This window comes from Lacibacter sp. MH-610 (genome assembly GCF_045780045.1).
In the GTDB taxonomy this organism is placed as follows: Bacteria; Bacteroidota; Bacteroidia; order Chitinophagales; family Chitinophagaceae; genus Lacibacter.
The window spans coordinates 969159-985021 of record NZ_CP116002.1; the positions used below are offsets into that span (position 1 = coordinate 969159).

Below are 15863 nucleotides of genomic sequence, written 5' to 3' on the forward strand. Positions count from 1 at the left end.
ATAGTGATTTATTCCTCCTGTAATTTCTCATCCACCGCTCTTGCCAGCAAGGCTGCACTTCTGCGTTTCATCGGGTTGCTTCTTGCCTCTGCATAACCATTTCTTGTTCTGAAAATATCAATGGCAGCAAAAATGGAAGCACGAAGTGATGTTTCGTCTGCTTTTCCTTTCCCGGCAATATCAAAGGCCGTTCCATGATCCGGACTGGTGCGGATAACAGGAAGCCCGGCAGTATAATTTACTTCATCACCTATTGCTAATGATTTAAAAGGAATCAAACCCTGGTCGTGGTACATAGCCAGCACGGCATCAAATTTTTCGTATTGACCACGTGCAAAAAAGGCATCGCTGCTGTAAGGGCCAAAGCAGAACACATCGTGTTGCTGTTTGGCTTCTTTAATAGCCGGTTTAATGATTTCTTCTTCTTCTTTTCCAATCAGTCCTTCATCGCCTGCATGCGGGTTTAAGCCCAGTACGGCAATCTTTGGTTTATCAATTCCAAAATCCTGTTTCAGACTTTGATTCACAATCTTCAGTTTTGAAATAATGGCTTCACGGGTAATGTGTTTGGCTACTTCGCCTACGGGTACATGTTCGGTTAAGAGGGCCACTTTTAAATTATCGGCCGTCATCAGCATCGCAACATCCGGCACGTTAAAAAATGCCTTTAAAAATGGGGTGTGACCGGTGTAAGGGAAGGCATCACTGTACACATTCTTTTTATGAATCGGTGCTGTTACCAGTGCATCAATCTGTTTATTTTTTAAAGCTTCTGTAGCAGCCAGCAATGATTTAATTGCATATTGGCCACCGGTTTCATTCAATTGCCCGGGCGTAATAGCTACTTCTTCTTCCCAGCAACTGAAGATGGTAACCTGCTTTGGGCTGAGACGATCTAACTCACGGGTAGCCTGGTAGCTGAAATTTACATCCGGTATACTCTTTTTATAAAAATTAATCACTTTGTTGGAAGCAAATACAACAGGCGTGCACAGTTCGTGCAAACGGGTATCACTTAATGCTTTTACTATGATTTCAATGCCAATTCCATTGATATCGCCACAGGAAAATCCGATTACAGGTTTTGTTACATTCATAATGGATAAAGATAGTGGTTTTAGTGAGTTTGGAGATGGCGGTTTCTGAATCATTTAACTGCATTCATCTTAGTATATGGGTTCCCGCCAACGAAGATTTATAAGGTTTATTACCTGAATAAATTGATTCAATTCTTTTTGCTGTAACTGCCGGATATAAAAACTTGTTGATTATCAACAGAAGAGGAATATGTTAAGGGTTTTTCTTTATCAATTATACAGGATAAAAGTCGGCTAAAGCATATGCAGGCAAATAAGACTTAACTACCTTGCACTAAATCTTAATCCCATGAAATCTGTTTTACTCTTTGCAGGAATACTCTTTGCTTCAGGTAGCTTTGCTTCCTCACATCCTTCAGTTACTCCGGTTGTTTCAGCTAAAGCTGCTGCCACGCCGCAACAGTTTGGTTATTTCAGAGCACACCGTATGGCGAATGATGCAATGCTTACATGGTCAGTAAGTAATCCCATGGAAGCACAAAGCTTTACCATTTTCTTTTCTTACGACGGTCAATATTTTTACGAGTTAGAAACCATTGCTGCTACCGGTAGCCCTACCTATCGTTACCGTGATGTAACCGCATTACCCGGTGTTACTTATTATAAGATTGTAGCACAACAAAAAGATATGAGTACAACTGAATCTCCTATGGAATCAGTTCGTATCGTAAAACGTGGTTGATAGCATTCAGCTACCGGCCCCGCTGTATCAGTATCCGTCACGACCTCTTAACCGTATCTTATGAAACTTCAAATTTTAATAGCCACAGTTGCACTTGCTTGGTGCACTACAACCGGTGCACAGGTTACCGGCCCGGTTATTAAAGCCAATTTTGGAGTGGAAGCAGATTTGAGAGCTAACTTTTTTAATGGTTTCAGTTCTGCAGGTAATGACGATTGGTTCAGAGGTGCGAGTGCCGGCCCCGGAGTTGGTGTTATTGATACAACCGGTGCTGCCTTTATTGTAAACCGTTATACAACTACTCCTTCTACCCGTATGCAGCCTTTTTTCAGGGGCATGCGTTATCCGCAGTTTTCCATTGTAAATAACCGGATGTTGATTGATGCGATATTTATCAGGGATCACCATGGCGATGACTCCACGGTTTTTGCAAGCGGCAGTAATAAAAACGGGATGAGCCCGCAAAGCTGGTCTACACCTCTTTCGCAGGGCATACCGGATAAGAATGATATTCTTGACATGTACATGCATGTGCGGAGAGACGGACCAAACTCCAATGACTCTCTGTGGATGTTTGGCGGTGTATCCTTAGATAATACAACGGGTAATCGCTACTTTGATTTTGAAATGTATCAAACCGATATTACCTACAATCGGCCTACCCTTTCTTTTACAGGTTATGGTCCGGATGCAGGGCATACATCGTGGCTGTTTGATGCGGGAGGAAATATTCTTAAAGCCGGTGATGTGATTTTTACAGCTGAATACGGTAGCTCTTCACTATCATATATTGAAGCCAGAATATGGGTGCACCAAAGCGCTCTTTCAATTACTCCTGCTGCATTTAACTGGGGCGGAAGTTTTGATGGGGGTTCGCCGGGTGCTACCTATGGCTATGCCAGTATTGTACCTAAAACGGCGGGTACTTTTTATACCGGTCTTCAATCAGCCAATAATACCTGGGCCGGTCCTTTTCAATTAGTACTGCAAAACAATACAGTTGTAGCTAACTATACAGCAAGACAGTTTATGGAGTTTTCTGTAAACCTAAGTAAGCTGGGTTTGGATCCGTTAGTTACTTCAAATGATCCATGTGCCATGCCTTTCAGAAGAGTATTGGTAAAGTCGAGAGCTTCTACTTCCTTCACGGCGGAGTTAAAAGACTTTGTGGGTCCTTTCAGCTTTTTCCGTGCTCCTGCTGCTGAACTGGCTACTGATTTTCCTACGCTTTGTTTGCCGGGCATTGCAACCATTTGGGTGAGTAATCCATTGGTTACTTCTATTTATACCTGGCGTGCATTATCTGGAAATATTGTGAGTGATACGGTGGGTGCTTCCATTCAGGTAGATCAGCCGGGTTTGTATGTAGTAAGCCAGGAGTTGATGGATAGTTGCGGATCTGTATATGTAAGAGATACCATGCTAATCCAACTTGGTTCCGGTTGTACCATATTGCCCTCACAGATCAACAGGTTTGATGTAAAACAACTACAGGCTTACAATCATATCAGTTGGGGTACGGATGTATCGGCGACAGGTGAAATATTCTATGTGGAACGCAGTGAAGATGGAATACGGTTTGAACGGATTGCAGGATTCCCGTCCAATGCAAGCGGCGATTATTCCTATACTGATCCTCACAAACCCAATGGACCGCCTTTATTATTCTACCGCATCAAACAGGTGTCTGCTAACGGAAGAGTTACATACAGCCGTATCATACGTGTGGCTGATGCATCCAATACTGAAATCATCATCGGACCCAACCCCGTTTCCAGGTATCTGAATATTGTATTACCTCATAATCATCTCCCAGCGGAAATAACCGTTCTTAATATAAATGGGGTGATGGTAAAGCAGCAGGTAGTGCAACCGCAACAAAAGGTTGTACAGTTTGATGTATTGCCGCAATGGGCTGCCGGTACTTACTTCGTCATTGTAAAACAAGGCTTGAAAACAGACCGGAAGAAAATTATTATCCATCATTAATCAGTATTCAACTGCTGCAAGCGTTTCTGTTTTCTTTTTCAAACTGCTTCGATGCTTTACGTAGTGTTTTTTCAATTACAATGCGTATAAAATCAAATTGTTTCGGATAAATGAGGCATTGATTTTGATTCAATAGATAAAAATCAATTCCATGAAAACAAGAATCATTACCCTGGCCGTATTGCTTTCCTTGCAACTCCTGTATTGTAAAGCCGGCTCATCCGTTTCCAACCCACAACATATTACTGTACATCACCCGCAACAGGATTATCCTTTTTTTAATGCATATCGTATGGGTCGTGATGTTTCAGTAAACTGGATGTTTAATAATCCCATCCTTGTTGTGTTCTTTCATGTAGAGCGTTCTACAGATGGAGTAAACTTTACGCCCATTGTTGAAATCACTCCCACGAGCAATTTCTTTTTCCGCTACCGTGATAAAACAGTAACACAGGGAACGTTTTATTATCGTATTGTAGCGTATCAGCATGATGGAGCGGTTCTTTATTCCCGCACGGATGTTATTCATATAGGCAGACGTTGTTAAAGAGCATACAGATAATTATCAGGTACTGCACAGCCGAAAGATTTATTTTTGCGCTGTGCAGTACACTTTAAAAAAATCGCTGGGTCAGCATTTCCTGAAAGATGAAGGCATTTGCCGCAATATTGTAAAGGCTGTAGAAGAAATGCAGCCTCAACAACTTCTGGAAGTAGGGCCGGGCGGTGGTGCCATCACTAAATATTTATTACAGCTTGAAGGTGTTTCCTTTAAAGCAGTAGAAGTAGATACTGAAAAGGTAGAGTGGTTGCTTCATACCTATCCGCAACTGAAAGATAAAATCATTCATCAGAGTTTTTTAGACGCTGCTCCTCCTTTTGAGGGTGCCTTTCATATTGTAGGCAACTTTCCTTACAACATTTCTTCACAAATTCTGTTTCATATACTGGAGTGGAAAGAACAGGTGCCGGTAGTAACCGGAATGTTTCAGAAAGAAGTGGCACAGCGTATTGCTGCAAAGGAAGGAAGTAGGGTGTACGGCATCCTGAGTGTATTGGTGCAGGCTTTTTATAAAGTGGAGTATCTGTTTGATGTACATGAGAATTGTTTTAATCCGCCTCCCAAGGTTAAAAGCGGTGTGATACGGTTAACAAAATCAATTGACATTCCGGCCATGAGATCAGAAGCAGATTTTTTCAAACTGGTGAAGACTGCTTTTAATCAACGGCGGAAAATGTTACGTAACGGAGTAAGAGCCTTATTTGATGAATCAACTTTAACGGATGAGCTGTTTACCAAACGTGCAGAACAGTTAACTGTTGAGCAGTTTGCAGCACTCACCTTTCAAATGAAGTAAGAACGTGAAAGCAATTATAACAACACCCTGTCATGAATACCTGCGGCAGAAATTAGCAGCTGCCGGTTACACCGTGGTATATGAACCGGCCATTACAACAGAAGCCTTGCAAAGAGAAGTGGTTGATGCAAAGGGCCTGGTTGTTTCAACCCGTATCCCCATTAATCAATCTTTGTTAGAGGCAGCCGCACAATTACAGTGGGTTGGCAGGCTGGGCAGTGGTTTGGAGTTGATTGATGTAACCTATGCACAAAGCCGTGGTATTAAAGTGTACAGCAGCCCGGAAGGCAACCGGGATGCAGTGGGCGAACATGCGCTGGGCATGCTGCTCAATCTCATGAACAAAATCAGCAGCAGTGCCCTTGAAGTAAAAAACGGGTTGTGGCGTCGTGATGAAAACCGTGGTACAGAACTTGGTGGTAAAACAGTAGGTATTATCGGTTTCGGAAATACGGGGCAGGCTTTTGCAAAAAAATTACAGGGCTTTGATGTAACGATACTGGCGCATGATAAGTATGCATTTGGTTTTGGTGGTGAACGCATCAGGGAAGCTTCATTGGAACAGGTGCTCCGTTACAGCGATGTTATCAGTCTGCATCTGCCGCTTACAAATGAAACATTACATTATGCCGGCACTTCGTTTTTTGAAGCCATGGAACAAAAGCCATATTTCATCAATGCATCAAGAGGAAAAGTACATGATACAGATGCGGTGATACAGGCTTTGCAAAAAGGCCTCATAAGTGGTGCTGCTTTAGATGTATTGGAAAACGAAAAATTAAGTTCTTATTCTTCTGAAGAAAACGAAAAACTTCATTGGCTTTTACAACAGCCCAATGTTCTTATAACGCCGCATATTGCCGGTTACAGCCATGAGTCTTTTTATAAAATGAGTAAGATTATTGCAGATAAACTGGGGTTATAAAAATGAATATTTCAAAAGTTCAAGATTGGTTTTGTTCTTTTTTATACTCTTTAATTTGAAATATAAATGATACTGTAATAAGAAAAGTTATTATAACTCTCATGAATAATCTGAACAGGTCATTCGATTCCATCAGCCTCCGCCAGTCATATATTGTTAAAAAGATAACAGCTAAAATCAAAGTCCCCATGATCCAAAGCCATATATACCGGAGCTTCTTTTTCTGCATAGTTGTTGTTATTTAATATGTATTGGTATTTCTATTTTCACTTTCTCCCATCCAATTACCAGTTTATTCTCAACAATGGAATAATATAATCGTTCAGTCACAACATCATTTGTAATGGGTTTTACCGCTAAGCGTAAAATATCTTCTTCCTGTTTATAGTCATCAGCCAAATGTTGTTCGTAATTTTTATTCAATATAAAGATCCATTCATCTTTACCGGGAATGGTAAAGATGGCATATTTGCCCGCCTTTACTTTTACATCGCCAATACTAAATGGTTTTGAGATGCTGATGTTGGTAGCACTATGGGCACCGGTAACCCATACTTCGCCATAGGGAACCAGTCCTCCCCAAATGGTTCTGTTTTTAACTGCCGGTGAATAATAGTTGATTTCAATTTCAGCGCCATTGATCGTTGCTTTTGTAATACATGGAATACTTTTCTTAAAAGTATCTACAATGGCATTTGGATTGGTAAAACGTTCTTGTGAGTAAGCAATGCTTAAAAGCAGTGTAGCAGCGGTAAAAAACAATACTTTCTTCATGGGATAAAGATAAGTAGTACGAATTTTACCATTTACATTATCTTGTCTTCAGAAAAAGAACACCACATGCTGGTAAAAACATTTGGAAGCGCTGTGTACGGGGTAAATGCCATCACCATTACAGTGGAAGTAAATGTAAGCAGCGGCCAGAAATTTTTTATGGTGGGTTTGCCGGATAGTGCGGTAAAAGAAAGTGAGCAGCGAATAGAAAGTGCATTAAAAACTTCCGGATACTTTTTTCCCCGTACCAAAGTTATTGTAAACCTGGCCCCGGCGGATATCCGTAAAACAGGAACGGCATTTGATTTACCCATCGCCATCGGCATTTTAGGCGCTACAGAACAAATCAAGAATCCCGAGCGGTTAGGTGATTATGTAATCATGGGAGAGTTGAGCCTGGATGGAAGTATTCTTCCAATCAAAGGAGCCTTACCCATTGCCATACAGGCACGTAAGGAAAATTTTAAAGGATTGATTGTGCCGAGGCAAAATGCAAGAGAAGCCGGTATGGTGAATCAACTCAATGTATATGGCGTGGAGCATATACGGGAGTTGATTGAGTTCTTGAATGATGAAACTGCTCTCAAGCCAACAGAAGTAAATACAAGAGAAGAATTTTATAATGCTCAATATAATTTTGAATTTGATTTTAGTGATGTAAAAGGTCAATCCAATATTAAACGGGCTTTGGAAATTGCTGCTGCCGGCAGTCATAATGCAATTCTTATTGGTCCGCCCGGTGCCGGTAAAACGATGCTGGCAAAAAGGTTGCCCACCATTCTTCCTCCATTAAGCTTACAGGAAGCATTGGAAACAACAAAGATTCACAGTGTAGCCGGTAAGTTGCCTGAAAATGCAACACTCATATCAAAACGTCCGTTCCGCTCACCACATCATACCATCAGTGATGTGGCTTTGGTAGGTGGCGGCACTAACCCGCAGCCCGGTGAAATTTCATTGGCACATAACGGCGTTTTATTCCTGGATGAATTACCGGAGTTTAAACGTACTGTATTGGAAGTAATGCGCCAACCAATGGAGGAACGAAGGGTAACTATTTCAAGGGCAAAGATTGCTATTGATTTTCCTGCCAGCTTTATGCTCATTGCTTCTATGAATCCCTGCCCCTGCGGTTTTTATAATCACCCGGAAAAAGAATGTACCTGTCCGCCCGGTGCTGTTCAGAAGTATCTTAATAAAATTTCAGGTCCCTTGCTGGATCGGATTGATCTGCATGTGGAGGTAACACCGGTGCCCTTCAGCGAACTTTCAAAAAACGAAACGGGTGAACATTCTGAAAACATCCGGGAGCGTGTGATTAAAGCAAGAGAACGGCAGGCGCTTCGGTATCAAGGTGTGGAAGGTGTGTATGCCAATGCACAAATGAGCAGTAAGCAACTCAAGGAAATCTGTGTGATATCTCAGGCTGGTCAAACATTGCTTAAGGCTGCTATGGATAAACTTAATTTAAGTGCCCGTGCTTATGACCGCATATTAAAAGTGAGCAGAACCATTGCAGACCTGGCAGATAGTGATGACATCAAAGTGGAACACCTGGCGGAAGCAATTCAATACCGAAGCCTGGATCGGGAAGGATGGGCCGGTTAAGAAAATCAGGCAGCAATTTGCTTTTTGCCTTCAAATTCAACATTACGGGCTGCCCTGCTTCTTTTACTGAATAATGCAACGATATTGCTGATGAAATGAGCCCCGGCCTGGTAAACAGTTACGGCTAATATAGAAAGGTCAAATGCCATGGAGCTATGGCGTATGTAAAACAGGTCCCAGCGAAAACGATGGATGATACTTAAGTCATCAGTTGTGGGTCCACGAAATCCTTTGATTTGTGCCAGCCCGGTAATTCCCGGTTTTACAAAGGAACGGAGCTTATAATTTTTTACAACTTCATTAAAATCTTTGCAATCCTTAAGCATATGAGGGCGGGGGCCAATAATGCTCATGTCGCCGATCAATACATTGAATAATTGAGGCAACTCATCGATATTAGTCTTCCGTAAAAAATGACCCAAACGGGTAATGCGTGGGTCATCATCACTGGCCTGCTTAAAATCTGCCTCAATGTTGTTGTACATGGTGCGGAACTTCAGGCAATAAAAGGTTTTTCCAAACCGACCTACACGGCGTTGTCTGAAGAAAACGGGGCTTCGGCTGTCAATCAAAATCAAAATGGAGACGATGGGAACCAGCCAGGATAAAACTGTTACAATTAAAAAAGAGGCAACAACTACATCAAAAAATCGTTTCATCATCGTCCTTAAAGTCCGGCTGCGTAACTGTTTTGCAAAAGCAGAAGAGGCTGAAAAGCTTTCTTCTCTTTTTTGCCCGGAAAAAGTATGATGAACAGGGGTCATATACGGTTGAGTGCGTGTTTTTCTAAGGTATGCTTTCTTTTAACACGTCTGACAAATGTAGGTGATTTTGTCAGAAACATATACAAGATTTAATATGGAAACGATTCCCTTTTTGTGTAGTTCTTTTTTAAGGGATTATCCTGATTTCAGCGCTTATTTCCGTAATTAAACCAGATATTTATAGCGATCAAACTAAGTGCCAATTATGCTGAAAAAACTGGCTTTTATCGGAGTCGTTACGGGTATCGGTCAGCTCTTTTCCGTATTTGTGCTTAAATACCTGTTAAGTAGTAATAATCCGCACCTGGTGGCACAGTTGGGTCAGGCAGATGCGTTAAGCCAGTTCTTGATCAACCTGTTTGCATTTGGTTTACAGGCAGCGGCCATGCGCAACATTGCGTTACAAAAAGAGTGGAAAAATGAATTTAGTCAAACGCAAAAAGCCCGGCTTACGCTCAGTTGCCTGTTACTGCTTTTTTCAGGTTTTGCTTTTTACGAACCCGTATTTCTCGTTTTTATACTCGTTCCTTTATTTGCATTGAATGGTGATTATGCCCTGTATGCAACCGGGCATCCGTTAACGGGAGCATTGGTAGCATTAGTAAGAGTCATTCTTCCTTTTGGTGCCGTTGCTGCAGCTGCTTATTTCGGTAAAGAAAATCTGTTGACCATATTTGTAATAGTAATGCTGTTAAGCTACCTGCTTACCAACAGCTTTATTACTTATTATCTCAACGTACCGCTGCTGGTAAAACCTGTGCTGCATTCCCTCAAGCTGTATTATCAGCATTTCCAACTTGGGCTGGTATCAATTGCCTTGTATTTCCTGGGCTACGGGCTTGTATTAATAGCGCCCTATCTTTTTCCGGAAACAGAGCAGGTGGCTGTATTGGTAGCAGCTTTAAAGTTTTATATGTTGTACAAAGGAGTGCTTCGCATTATACACCAGGCATACCTGCGTAATATGCTTGATGAGGAAATACAATTGGTTGTTGATAAAACCGGTCTTATTGCCGGAACAGCATTCCTGGCTTTCTTTTGTATGTACCCGCAAACCATGATCCGCATTTTTGTGGGTGATAGCTATGTTGATTATACAATGCTCTTTATAGTTCTTGCTGTTGCAGCATGGGTTTATGCACTCTTTTCAAGCGTAACTACAATTGCCTTGCTCCGAAAAACAGATAAAGATTATTCTTTCATAAGTACAATAGCTGCCCTGCTTACAATTTTACTATTTACAGCATCAGCCCTTATTACAAAAAACCCATCTTTTTCAATATTTGCGCTGCTGGCCGGCGAAATTGTATTTGCTGTATGGATGATCCGCAGGTTACAGCTGTCAGGTAAACTACGGCCACGTCTGGTTTTTGCGTTTCAACTGTTGATCTACGCTGTGCTCTCTTGTTCAGTTGGATTTATGTTAGGTGATTCGTTTACAGCATTCATGGCATCTGTATTGCTGTACGGTATTGTCATGTTTTTCTCACAGCAGCAACTTATCAAACAAATGATGAAAGAACCCGGCAGCTGATATTAAGAAGCAGAGAAGTTCACCCCTTTCCTTAGATTTGCGTGCAGCCGAATTTAACAGCTTAATGAAGTCACTAAAAGATATACTGAGGCAACAAAGTTTTCAACCGGGTATTGCCGCTGTTTTTTTTAATCCTTTTTTTTTGATACGCTACCCGTTGTATCAATCCATTAGACAAATGGCTCCTGAATTAAAAGGAAAGTTGATGGATTTTGGCTGCGGCAGTAAGCCCTATGAAAATCTTTTTACGGTTGACTCTTATACAGGTGTTGATGTAGAACAATCCGGCCATAATCACCGTTACTCCAAAATTGATGTTTTTTACAACGGTACCAGTTTGCCGTTTGAAAGCGAAACTTTTGATAGTGTTTTCAGCAGCGAAGTACTGGAGCATCTTTTTCAACCGGATATAATGTTGAATGAAATCAACCGTGTTTTAAAACCCGGCGGCAAACTGCTGCTCACAGCTCCGTTTGGCTGGAATGAACATGAAATGCCTTTTGATTATGCCCGTTATACTTCTGAAGGCATTTGTTCTCTGCTCCGCCAAAACGGGTTTGAAATAATCCGGTTTCAGAAAACAGGAAATTTTGTTCGGGGTTTATTTCAATTATGGATCCTGTATTTATATGAAATAAGCCGCAAAGGAGGTAAAGTTGCTCTTTATGCAGCTATGCTTTTAATTGTGCCGTTAAATTTACTGGCAGTATTAATCGCTCCGTTGTTTCCGGTGAACCGTTCTTTATATTTCAATAACGTGGTATTGGCACAAAAGAAATCAACCACTGCGGCATGATTAAAAAGCAGGCCATAGCAAATCTTTTTTTTCTCATAGCGCTCTGCTATATTATATCTCCATGGTTTTTTGAGAAGCAACTTTATTTTAATGAAGCACTTTCATTTATAGGTTTGGGAATGCTGGCCTATCATCGTTTTAAAATTGAACGGAGTGAACTGGTAGTTTGCATTTTTTTATTATTGTCGTTAGGAGTTGTTCATTTACTTACTTCTTTATGGCGCATGGACGGTTTGTATTTTTACCTGCGTAACAGTGTGATTGTTTATTCCATATTTGCTTTTTTCATCGGTTATTTCCTGTATAAGTACCTGCCTGTTTTTATAAATAAAATACGGAATGTATTATCGCTTTACATCGGTTTCTTTCTTGTAGTGCCATTGTCCAGGTTTTTATTTGAAAGGTTTGGGATGTCAGTACTTTTTCCTGCTGTTATTCATAACCGCAGTTTAAGGTATGGTTTGTTGTTTCTGATGTTCCTCTGCCTTATTTATGCTTTTGTGTACAGCTCGGCTACTATCATGATCCTCTTTCTCTTTTACAGTACTTTATTGTTTATTCCCGGCTATAAAGCAGCCAGGCAACTGGGGCTGCTGGTTTTAATTTCTTTTATACTGTTTTTTATAACTGTACAGGAGAATCTTTCCATAATGGATACTTTTTATTCCATTTATAACAGTGATGGCATTGATGCTGTTATGCAGTCCAATTTTTTCCTTGGTATTGATCCCAGTACTACCTGGCGATTAATTTTCTGGAAGCAGGCGATAGTTGATCAGTTTCCGTTAAACATAATTGGATTGGGCTTTGGTACACCTTTATTTCGTTTTTACCCGGTTTATGAAATTGAAAAGCTATCCACATTACCTTATGTAATGGGAGCTCATAATTCTTTTGTTTACCTGTTTGCACGTATGGGCATTGTATATGCTCTTATTGCATTTGCCATGTACCGTGTTATTTTCAAAGAATATTTTTATCATAAATCATTTTATTACAGGAACCGGAGTGTTCTTTTTTTCTGGAGTTTTTTTGCTATTACCATCATCGCTTTCTTTAACCCGGTGTTAGAGTCGCCCATTTACGCTTCTGCTTACTGGTTGTTGCTTGGTTTCCTGGCTAAGGCTATTGCAGTAAGAAAGCTTCATCAATCAGTATAACCCAGCCGTGCGCATACTTTTTATACATACACAATATTTACAAAAGGGAGGAGAAGACCGGGCCGTTGAAAACGAAATCGAATTACTTCGATCAAGGGGGCATGAAGTAGAGATACTTTTATTTTCAAACGAAGCAGGCTATGGTTTTTTTCAACAACTCCGAAGCGGGTTGCAGGCTGTTTACAACAGGCATTCTTATAAAATGACCTATGAAAAAGTGCAGGCGTTTCAGCCTGACGTAGTGCATGTGCACAATCTTTTCTTCAAGGCTTCTCCCTCCATACTTTATGCATTGCATAAACTGGAGATTCCGGTTGTTGCCACCCTGCATAATTACCGGCTTCTATGTTCCAATGCTTTGTTGCTTCGGTCCGGTAAACCCTGTGAACTTTGTGCAAACAAAGTTTTCCCTCTTCAAGGAGTTATTCATCGTTGTTACAAATCATCGGCAGCAGCATCATTAGCTGCTACTTCGTTCTCATCTGTTCATAAACTATTGCATACATGGCAGCAAAAGGTAGATCAGTTTATCGTGCTTACTGATTTTGCAAAACAAATCATCGCTTCCTCTTCATTAAAACTTCCCGAAAATAAACTCGTTGTAAAACCCAATTTCACACCGGACATTTTTAATTCTGATGTAAAGCGGGAACCTTTCTTTTTATTTGCCGGCCGCCTGAGTGAAGAAAAAGGAGTTCAGTCATTAGTGCAGGCATTTCAGCAGATGCCGGATGTGCAGTTGGTAATTGCAGGACAGGGGCCATTACAAAATGAAATAATAGATCGTTGTGCTGCTAACTCTAATATTAGATTCGCAGGGAACCTTGCACAACCTGAACTTATCAACTATCTTCAGAAAGCACAGGCATTAGTTTTTCCATCGCTGTGGTATGAAGGATTGCCTTTTACGATGATTGAATCATTTGCTGCAGGAACGCCTGTACTGGCATCAAAACTTGGAGCTATGAGTAGTTTGGTACAGGAGGGCAGTAATGGATTACTTTTCAAGCCCGGCAGTGCTATATCTATTGTTGAATGTGTGCGTGCATTTCAGCAAACAGCTTCTGTTAAACAATACAATGAAAAGGCCAGACAATCCTATCTTGAAAAATTTACACCGGCAGCGGGGTATGAACAATTACTAACAATCTACAAAACTGCAATATGGCAAAAGAAGAAACCATAAAGGTCATCAGCCTTTATCCGCATGCCATGCGGTTTGCGGAGGCTATGCAATGGGTAGTAAATGCCGGCATAAATAAAAAGCAGGGTTTTGTATGTTTTGCAAACGTGCATATGACCATTGAAGCCTATAAGGATCCTTCTTTTGCACAACAACTGCGTACTGCTTCCCTTGTTTTGGCAGATGGACAACCCATTGCAAAAGCTATGCGTTGGTTTTCAGGAAAACCACAGGAACGGATTGCAGGTATGGATTTTCTTCCTTCATTTTTACACTATGTAAATGAGCGTAAAACAGCGTTACGCATTTTTTTGCTGGGAGGCGAGCAAGCAATTCTCTCTGCTATGCAAGAGCGCATCCGTAACGAATTTCCTTTTGTACAACTTGCCGGTACCTATGCACCTCCGTTTGGTAATTGGAGTGAGGAAGAAAATAATTCCATTATCCGTCGCATTCATGATGCAGAGGCGCAGGTTGTATTTGTTGCCTTTGGTTGCCCCCGCCAGGAAAAATGGATGGCTGTTAATACAGGTGCTATCAATGCTGTACTGTTGGGTGTGGGCGGAGCTTTTTCTGTTTTCAGCGGTAAACAATCAAGAGCGCCGGTGTGGATGCAACGTTCAGGACTGGAGTGGCTGTACAGGTTGCAGCAGGAGCCCGGCCGTTTAATAAAACGTTATGTTACCACCAATTCACTTTTTATCTTGCTTCTTTTAAAACAGTTGATTCAATCTATAGCAGGGTTTGATAAACAGCAATATCATAAAGACACAAAATAATACTGTTACTGACCTGGTAACCTGGTTGTTGGCGGCAGGCATTGCTGTTACAATGGTGTGGTTTCCTTTTTTGAACGGAGCTTTATGTGTATTGTTTTTTTTAATGCGGGTGTATCAAACAAAGTTCCGTTTCCGTATCAATCAACCTTTTCTTTTTTTTATTCTTACCGGCGCTTTTGTGGTTAGCGCCATCAGTTTTTTTTATAGTGCCAATGTAAAAGAAGCACTTAACACACTGCAGCTAAAACTGCCTTTATTAGTTTTTCCACTGGCCTTTGCAGATGGTTCTTACGGAACAGCTCAAAAAAAGAACCAATTGTTGTATTTGTTTTCCGGTTCCGTATTGTTGTACTGCCTGGTTCTTATTGGTAAAGCCATTTTGTTTTATTGGAAGTCGGGCAATGTAAATGATTTGTTTGGTTATCATATTTTGCCGTTGCAATATGTGTACCCATCTGTTGCTGCTTTATTCTGTGTTTTTGGTGTGGCAATCCATATGCATTTGATTAACGGGAAAAAGAATTTGCTTTGCCATCTCATTGCTGTCCTTGTTTTTTTAATCACATTGTTTCTCCTTTCTAACCGGCTGGGTCTTATCTCAGGCATACTGCTTATTGTGTATTTTGTAATCCGCATGTTTCCCGGGTTGAAGTTGCAAATTCTTACAGGCAGTATTCTTTTAGTTTTGATAACAGGATTTATTCTTATTAACCAACCGCTACGTAACAGGTTTCAAACCTTATTTCAATTTAATAAAGCATTAATGGTTCCTCTTGATGAAGATGCAAGCTTGGGTAAATCCTGGGATGGTTTGTATTTAAGAATTGCTATCTGGAATTGTGCTGCAGATGTTATTAAAAGCAACCCCGTTACGGGAGTAGGCGTTGGTGATGTGCAGGATGAGTTGCAAAAAAGTTATGAAAACAGGAAGTTTTATTTTGCTTCCAGGTATAACCGGTACAATGCCCACAATCAGTTTATTGAACAATGGTTGATGACGGGGCTCATCGGGCTGCTGTTTCTGATGCTTGCAATGGCAGTGCCTTTCTATTACAGTATCAGGAAAGGGGATGTACTTTATAGCCTTTTTCTCCTTGTTTTTATACTGTTCTGTTGTACAGAATCCATGCTGGAAATAAGTAAAGGAGTAGTGTGGTATTCGTTTTTTAATTCGATATTTGCTTTTAATCAACATAAACCGATCAATCCATAAC

General features: G+C 40.9%; 15 protein-coding genes. 12 read left to right on the plus strand and 3 right to left on the minus strand.

Translation table 11 applies throughout. The features are described from left to right. Nucleotides 1-8: 8 nt before the first annotated feature. The gene (pdxA, locus tag PDL71_RS04390; RefSeq protein WP_407525878.1) at nucleotides 9-1097 is read right to left on the minus strand and encodes a 4-hydroxythreonine-4-phosphate dehydrogenase PdxA; all 1089 of its coding nucleotides are present in this window, start codon (nucleotides 1095-1097) and stop codon (nucleotides 9-11) included. A gap of 289 nt (nucleotides 1098-1386) precedes the next feature. On the opposite strand from pdxA, the gene PDL71_RS04395 reads away from it, so the two are divergent. From PDL71_RS04395 to PDL71_RS04415, 5 genes are all read left to right on the plus strand, one after another. Further along, entirely contained in the window at nucleotides 1387-1779 is a 393-nt protein-coding gene (locus PDL71_RS04395; protein WP_407525881.1) for a hypothetical protein, read from the plus strand. A 60-nt stretch (nucleotides 1780-1839) separates the two neighbouring features. Continuing rightward, a complete protein-coding gene (locus PDL71_RS04400; RefSeq protein ID WP_407525883.1) occupies nucleotides 1840-3768 on the plus strand; it encodes a T9SS type A sorting domain-containing protein in 1929 nt (642 codons plus the stop codon). 151 nt (nucleotides 3769-3919) lie between these two features. After that, nucleotides 3920-4315 carry a hypothetical protein gene (locus PDL71_RS04405; RefSeq protein ID WP_407525885.1) on the plus strand — a complete coding sequence of 132 codons (396 nt, stop codon included), beginning with the start codon at nucleotides 3920-3922 and terminating at the stop codon, nucleotides 4313-4315. A gap of 55 nt (nucleotides 4316-4370) precedes the next feature. Continuing rightward, nucleotides 4371-5126: a 16S rRNA (adenine(1518)-N(6)/adenine(1519)-N(6))-dimethyltransferase RsmA gene (gene rsmA, locus PDL71_RS04410; protein ID WP_407525888.1), complete on the plus strand. Its 756-nt coding sequence runs from the start codon at nucleotides 4371-4373 to the stop codon at nucleotides 5124-5126. Between the two features lie 4 nt (nucleotides 5127-5130). Further along, entirely contained in the window at nucleotides 5131-6051 is a 921-nt protein-coding gene (locus tag PDL71_RS04415; protein WP_407525891.1) for an NAD(P)-dependent oxidoreductase, read from the plus strand. Nucleotides 6052-6288: 237 nt separating this feature from the next. On the opposite strand, the gene PDL71_RS04420 is transcribed toward PDL71_RS04415, so the two are convergent. Next, complete coding sequence (locus PDL71_RS04420; RefSeq protein WP_407525894.1) at nucleotides 6289-6825, minus strand: DUF2911 domain-containing protein; 537 nt, start codon at nucleotides 6823-6825, stop codon at nucleotides 6289-6291. 66 nt (nucleotides 6826-6891) lie between these two features. Between PDL71_RS04420 and PDL71_RS04425 the strand changes: the two genes are divergently transcribed. After that, nucleotides 6892-8433, plus strand: coding sequence for a YifB family Mg chelatase-like AAA ATPase (locus tag PDL71_RS04425; RefSeq protein WP_407525897.1), 1542 nt, complete (start codon nucleotides 6892-6894; stop codon nucleotides 8431-8433). Between the two features lie 5 nt (nucleotides 8434-8438). Here the strand turns inward: PDL71_RS04425 and PDL71_RS04430 are convergent, their stop codons facing one another. Beyond that, complete coding sequence (locus tag PDL71_RS04430; RefSeq protein ID WP_407525899.1) at nucleotides 8439-9197, minus strand: sugar transferase; 759 nt, start codon at nucleotides 9195-9197, stop codon at nucleotides 8439-8441. A 205-nt stretch (nucleotides 9198-9402) separates the two neighbouring features. On the opposite strand from PDL71_RS04430, the gene PDL71_RS04435 reads away from it, so the two are divergent. From PDL71_RS04435 to PDL71_RS04460, 6 genes are all read left to right on the plus strand, one after another. Further along, nucleotides 9403-10731 (plus strand): hypothetical protein, encoded by a 1329-nt coding sequence (locus tag PDL71_RS04435; RefSeq protein WP_407525902.1) that lies wholly within the window; start codon nucleotides 9403-9405, stop codon nucleotides 10729-10731. 64 nt (nucleotides 10732-10795) lie between these two features. Continuing rightward, nucleotides 10796-11527: a class I SAM-dependent methyltransferase gene (locus PDL71_RS04440; protein ID WP_407525904.1), complete on the plus strand. Its 732-nt coding sequence runs from the start codon at nucleotides 10796-10798 to the stop codon at nucleotides 11525-11527. Continuing rightward, a complete protein-coding gene (locus PDL71_RS04445) occupies nucleotides 11524-12687 on the plus strand; it encodes a hypothetical protein (protein WP_407525907.1) in 1164 nt (387 codons plus the stop codon). Before PDL71_RS04440 ends, PDL71_RS04445 begins: the two co-directional genes overlap by 4 nt. A gap of 7 nt (nucleotides 12688-12694) precedes the next feature. Continuing rightward, nucleotides 12695-13873: a glycosyltransferase family 4 protein gene (locus tag PDL71_RS04450; RefSeq protein WP_407525910.1), complete on the plus strand. Its 1179-nt coding sequence runs from the start codon at nucleotides 12695-12697 to the stop codon at nucleotides 13871-13873. After that, on the plus strand, nucleotides 13852-14649 hold the full coding sequence (locus tag PDL71_RS04455) for a WecB/TagA/CpsF family glycosyltransferase (protein WP_407525913.1): 798 nt from the start codon (nucleotides 13852-13854) through the stop codon (nucleotides 14647-14649). The genes PDL71_RS04450 and PDL71_RS04455 overlap by 22 nt, the downstream gene beginning before the upstream one ends. Further along, on the plus strand, nucleotides 14615-15862 hold the full coding sequence (locus PDL71_RS04460; RefSeq protein ID WP_407525916.1) for an O-antigen ligase family protein: 1248 nt from the start codon (nucleotides 14615-14617) through the stop codon (nucleotides 15860-15862). The genes PDL71_RS04455 and PDL71_RS04460 overlap by 35 nt, the downstream gene beginning before the upstream one ends. The last annotated feature ends 1 nt before the right edge of the window (nucleotide 15863 follow it).

What these genes read in the sequence shown, in the direction of transcription:
- pdxA (WP_407525878.1), bottom strand. Translation starts at nt 1,097, where the DNA reads ATGAATGTAACAAAACCTGTAATCGGATTTTCCTGTGGCGATATCAAT.
- PDL71_RS04395 (WP_407525881.1), top strand. Translation starts at nt 1,387, where the DNA reads ATGAAATCTGTTTTACTCTTTGCAGGAATACTCTTTGCTTCAGGTAGC.
- PDL71_RS04400 (WP_407525883.1), top strand. Translation starts at nt 1,840, where the DNA reads ATGAAACTTCAAATTTTAATAGCCACAGTTGCACTTGCTTGGTGCACT.
- PDL71_RS04405 (WP_407525885.1), top strand. Translation starts at nt 3,920, where the DNA reads ATGAAAACAAGAATCATTACCCTGGCCGTATTGCTTTCCTTGCAACTC.
- PDL71_RS04420 (WP_407525894.1), bottom strand. Translation starts at nt 6,825, where the DNA reads ATGAAGAAAGTATTGTTTTTTACCGCTGCTACACTGCTTTTAAGCATT.
- PDL71_RS04425 (WP_407525897.1), top strand. Translation starts at nt 6,892, where the DNA reads ATGCTGGTAAAAACATTTGGAAGCGCTGTGTACGGGGTAAATGCCATC.
- PDL71_RS04430 (WP_407525899.1), bottom strand. Translation starts at nt 9,197, where the DNA reads ATGACCCCTGTTCATCATACTTTTTCCGGGCAAAAAAGAGAAGAAAGC.
- PDL71_RS04435 (WP_407525902.1), top strand. Translation starts at nt 9,403, where the DNA reads ATGCTGAAAAAACTGGCTTTTATCGGAGTCGTTACGGGTATCGGTCAG.
- PDL71_RS04440 (WP_407525904.1), top strand. Translation starts at nt 10,796, where the DNA reads ATGAAGTCACTAAAAGATATACTGAGGCAACAAAGTTTTCAACCGGGT.
- PDL71_RS04445 (WP_407525907.1), top strand. Translation starts at nt 11,524, where the DNA reads ATGATTAAAAAGCAGGCCATAGCAAATCTTTTTTTTCTCATAGCGCTC.
- PDL71_RS04455 (WP_407525913.1), top strand. Translation starts at nt 13,852, where the DNA reads ATGGCAAAAGAAGAAACCATAAAGGTCATCAGCCTTTATCCGCATGCC.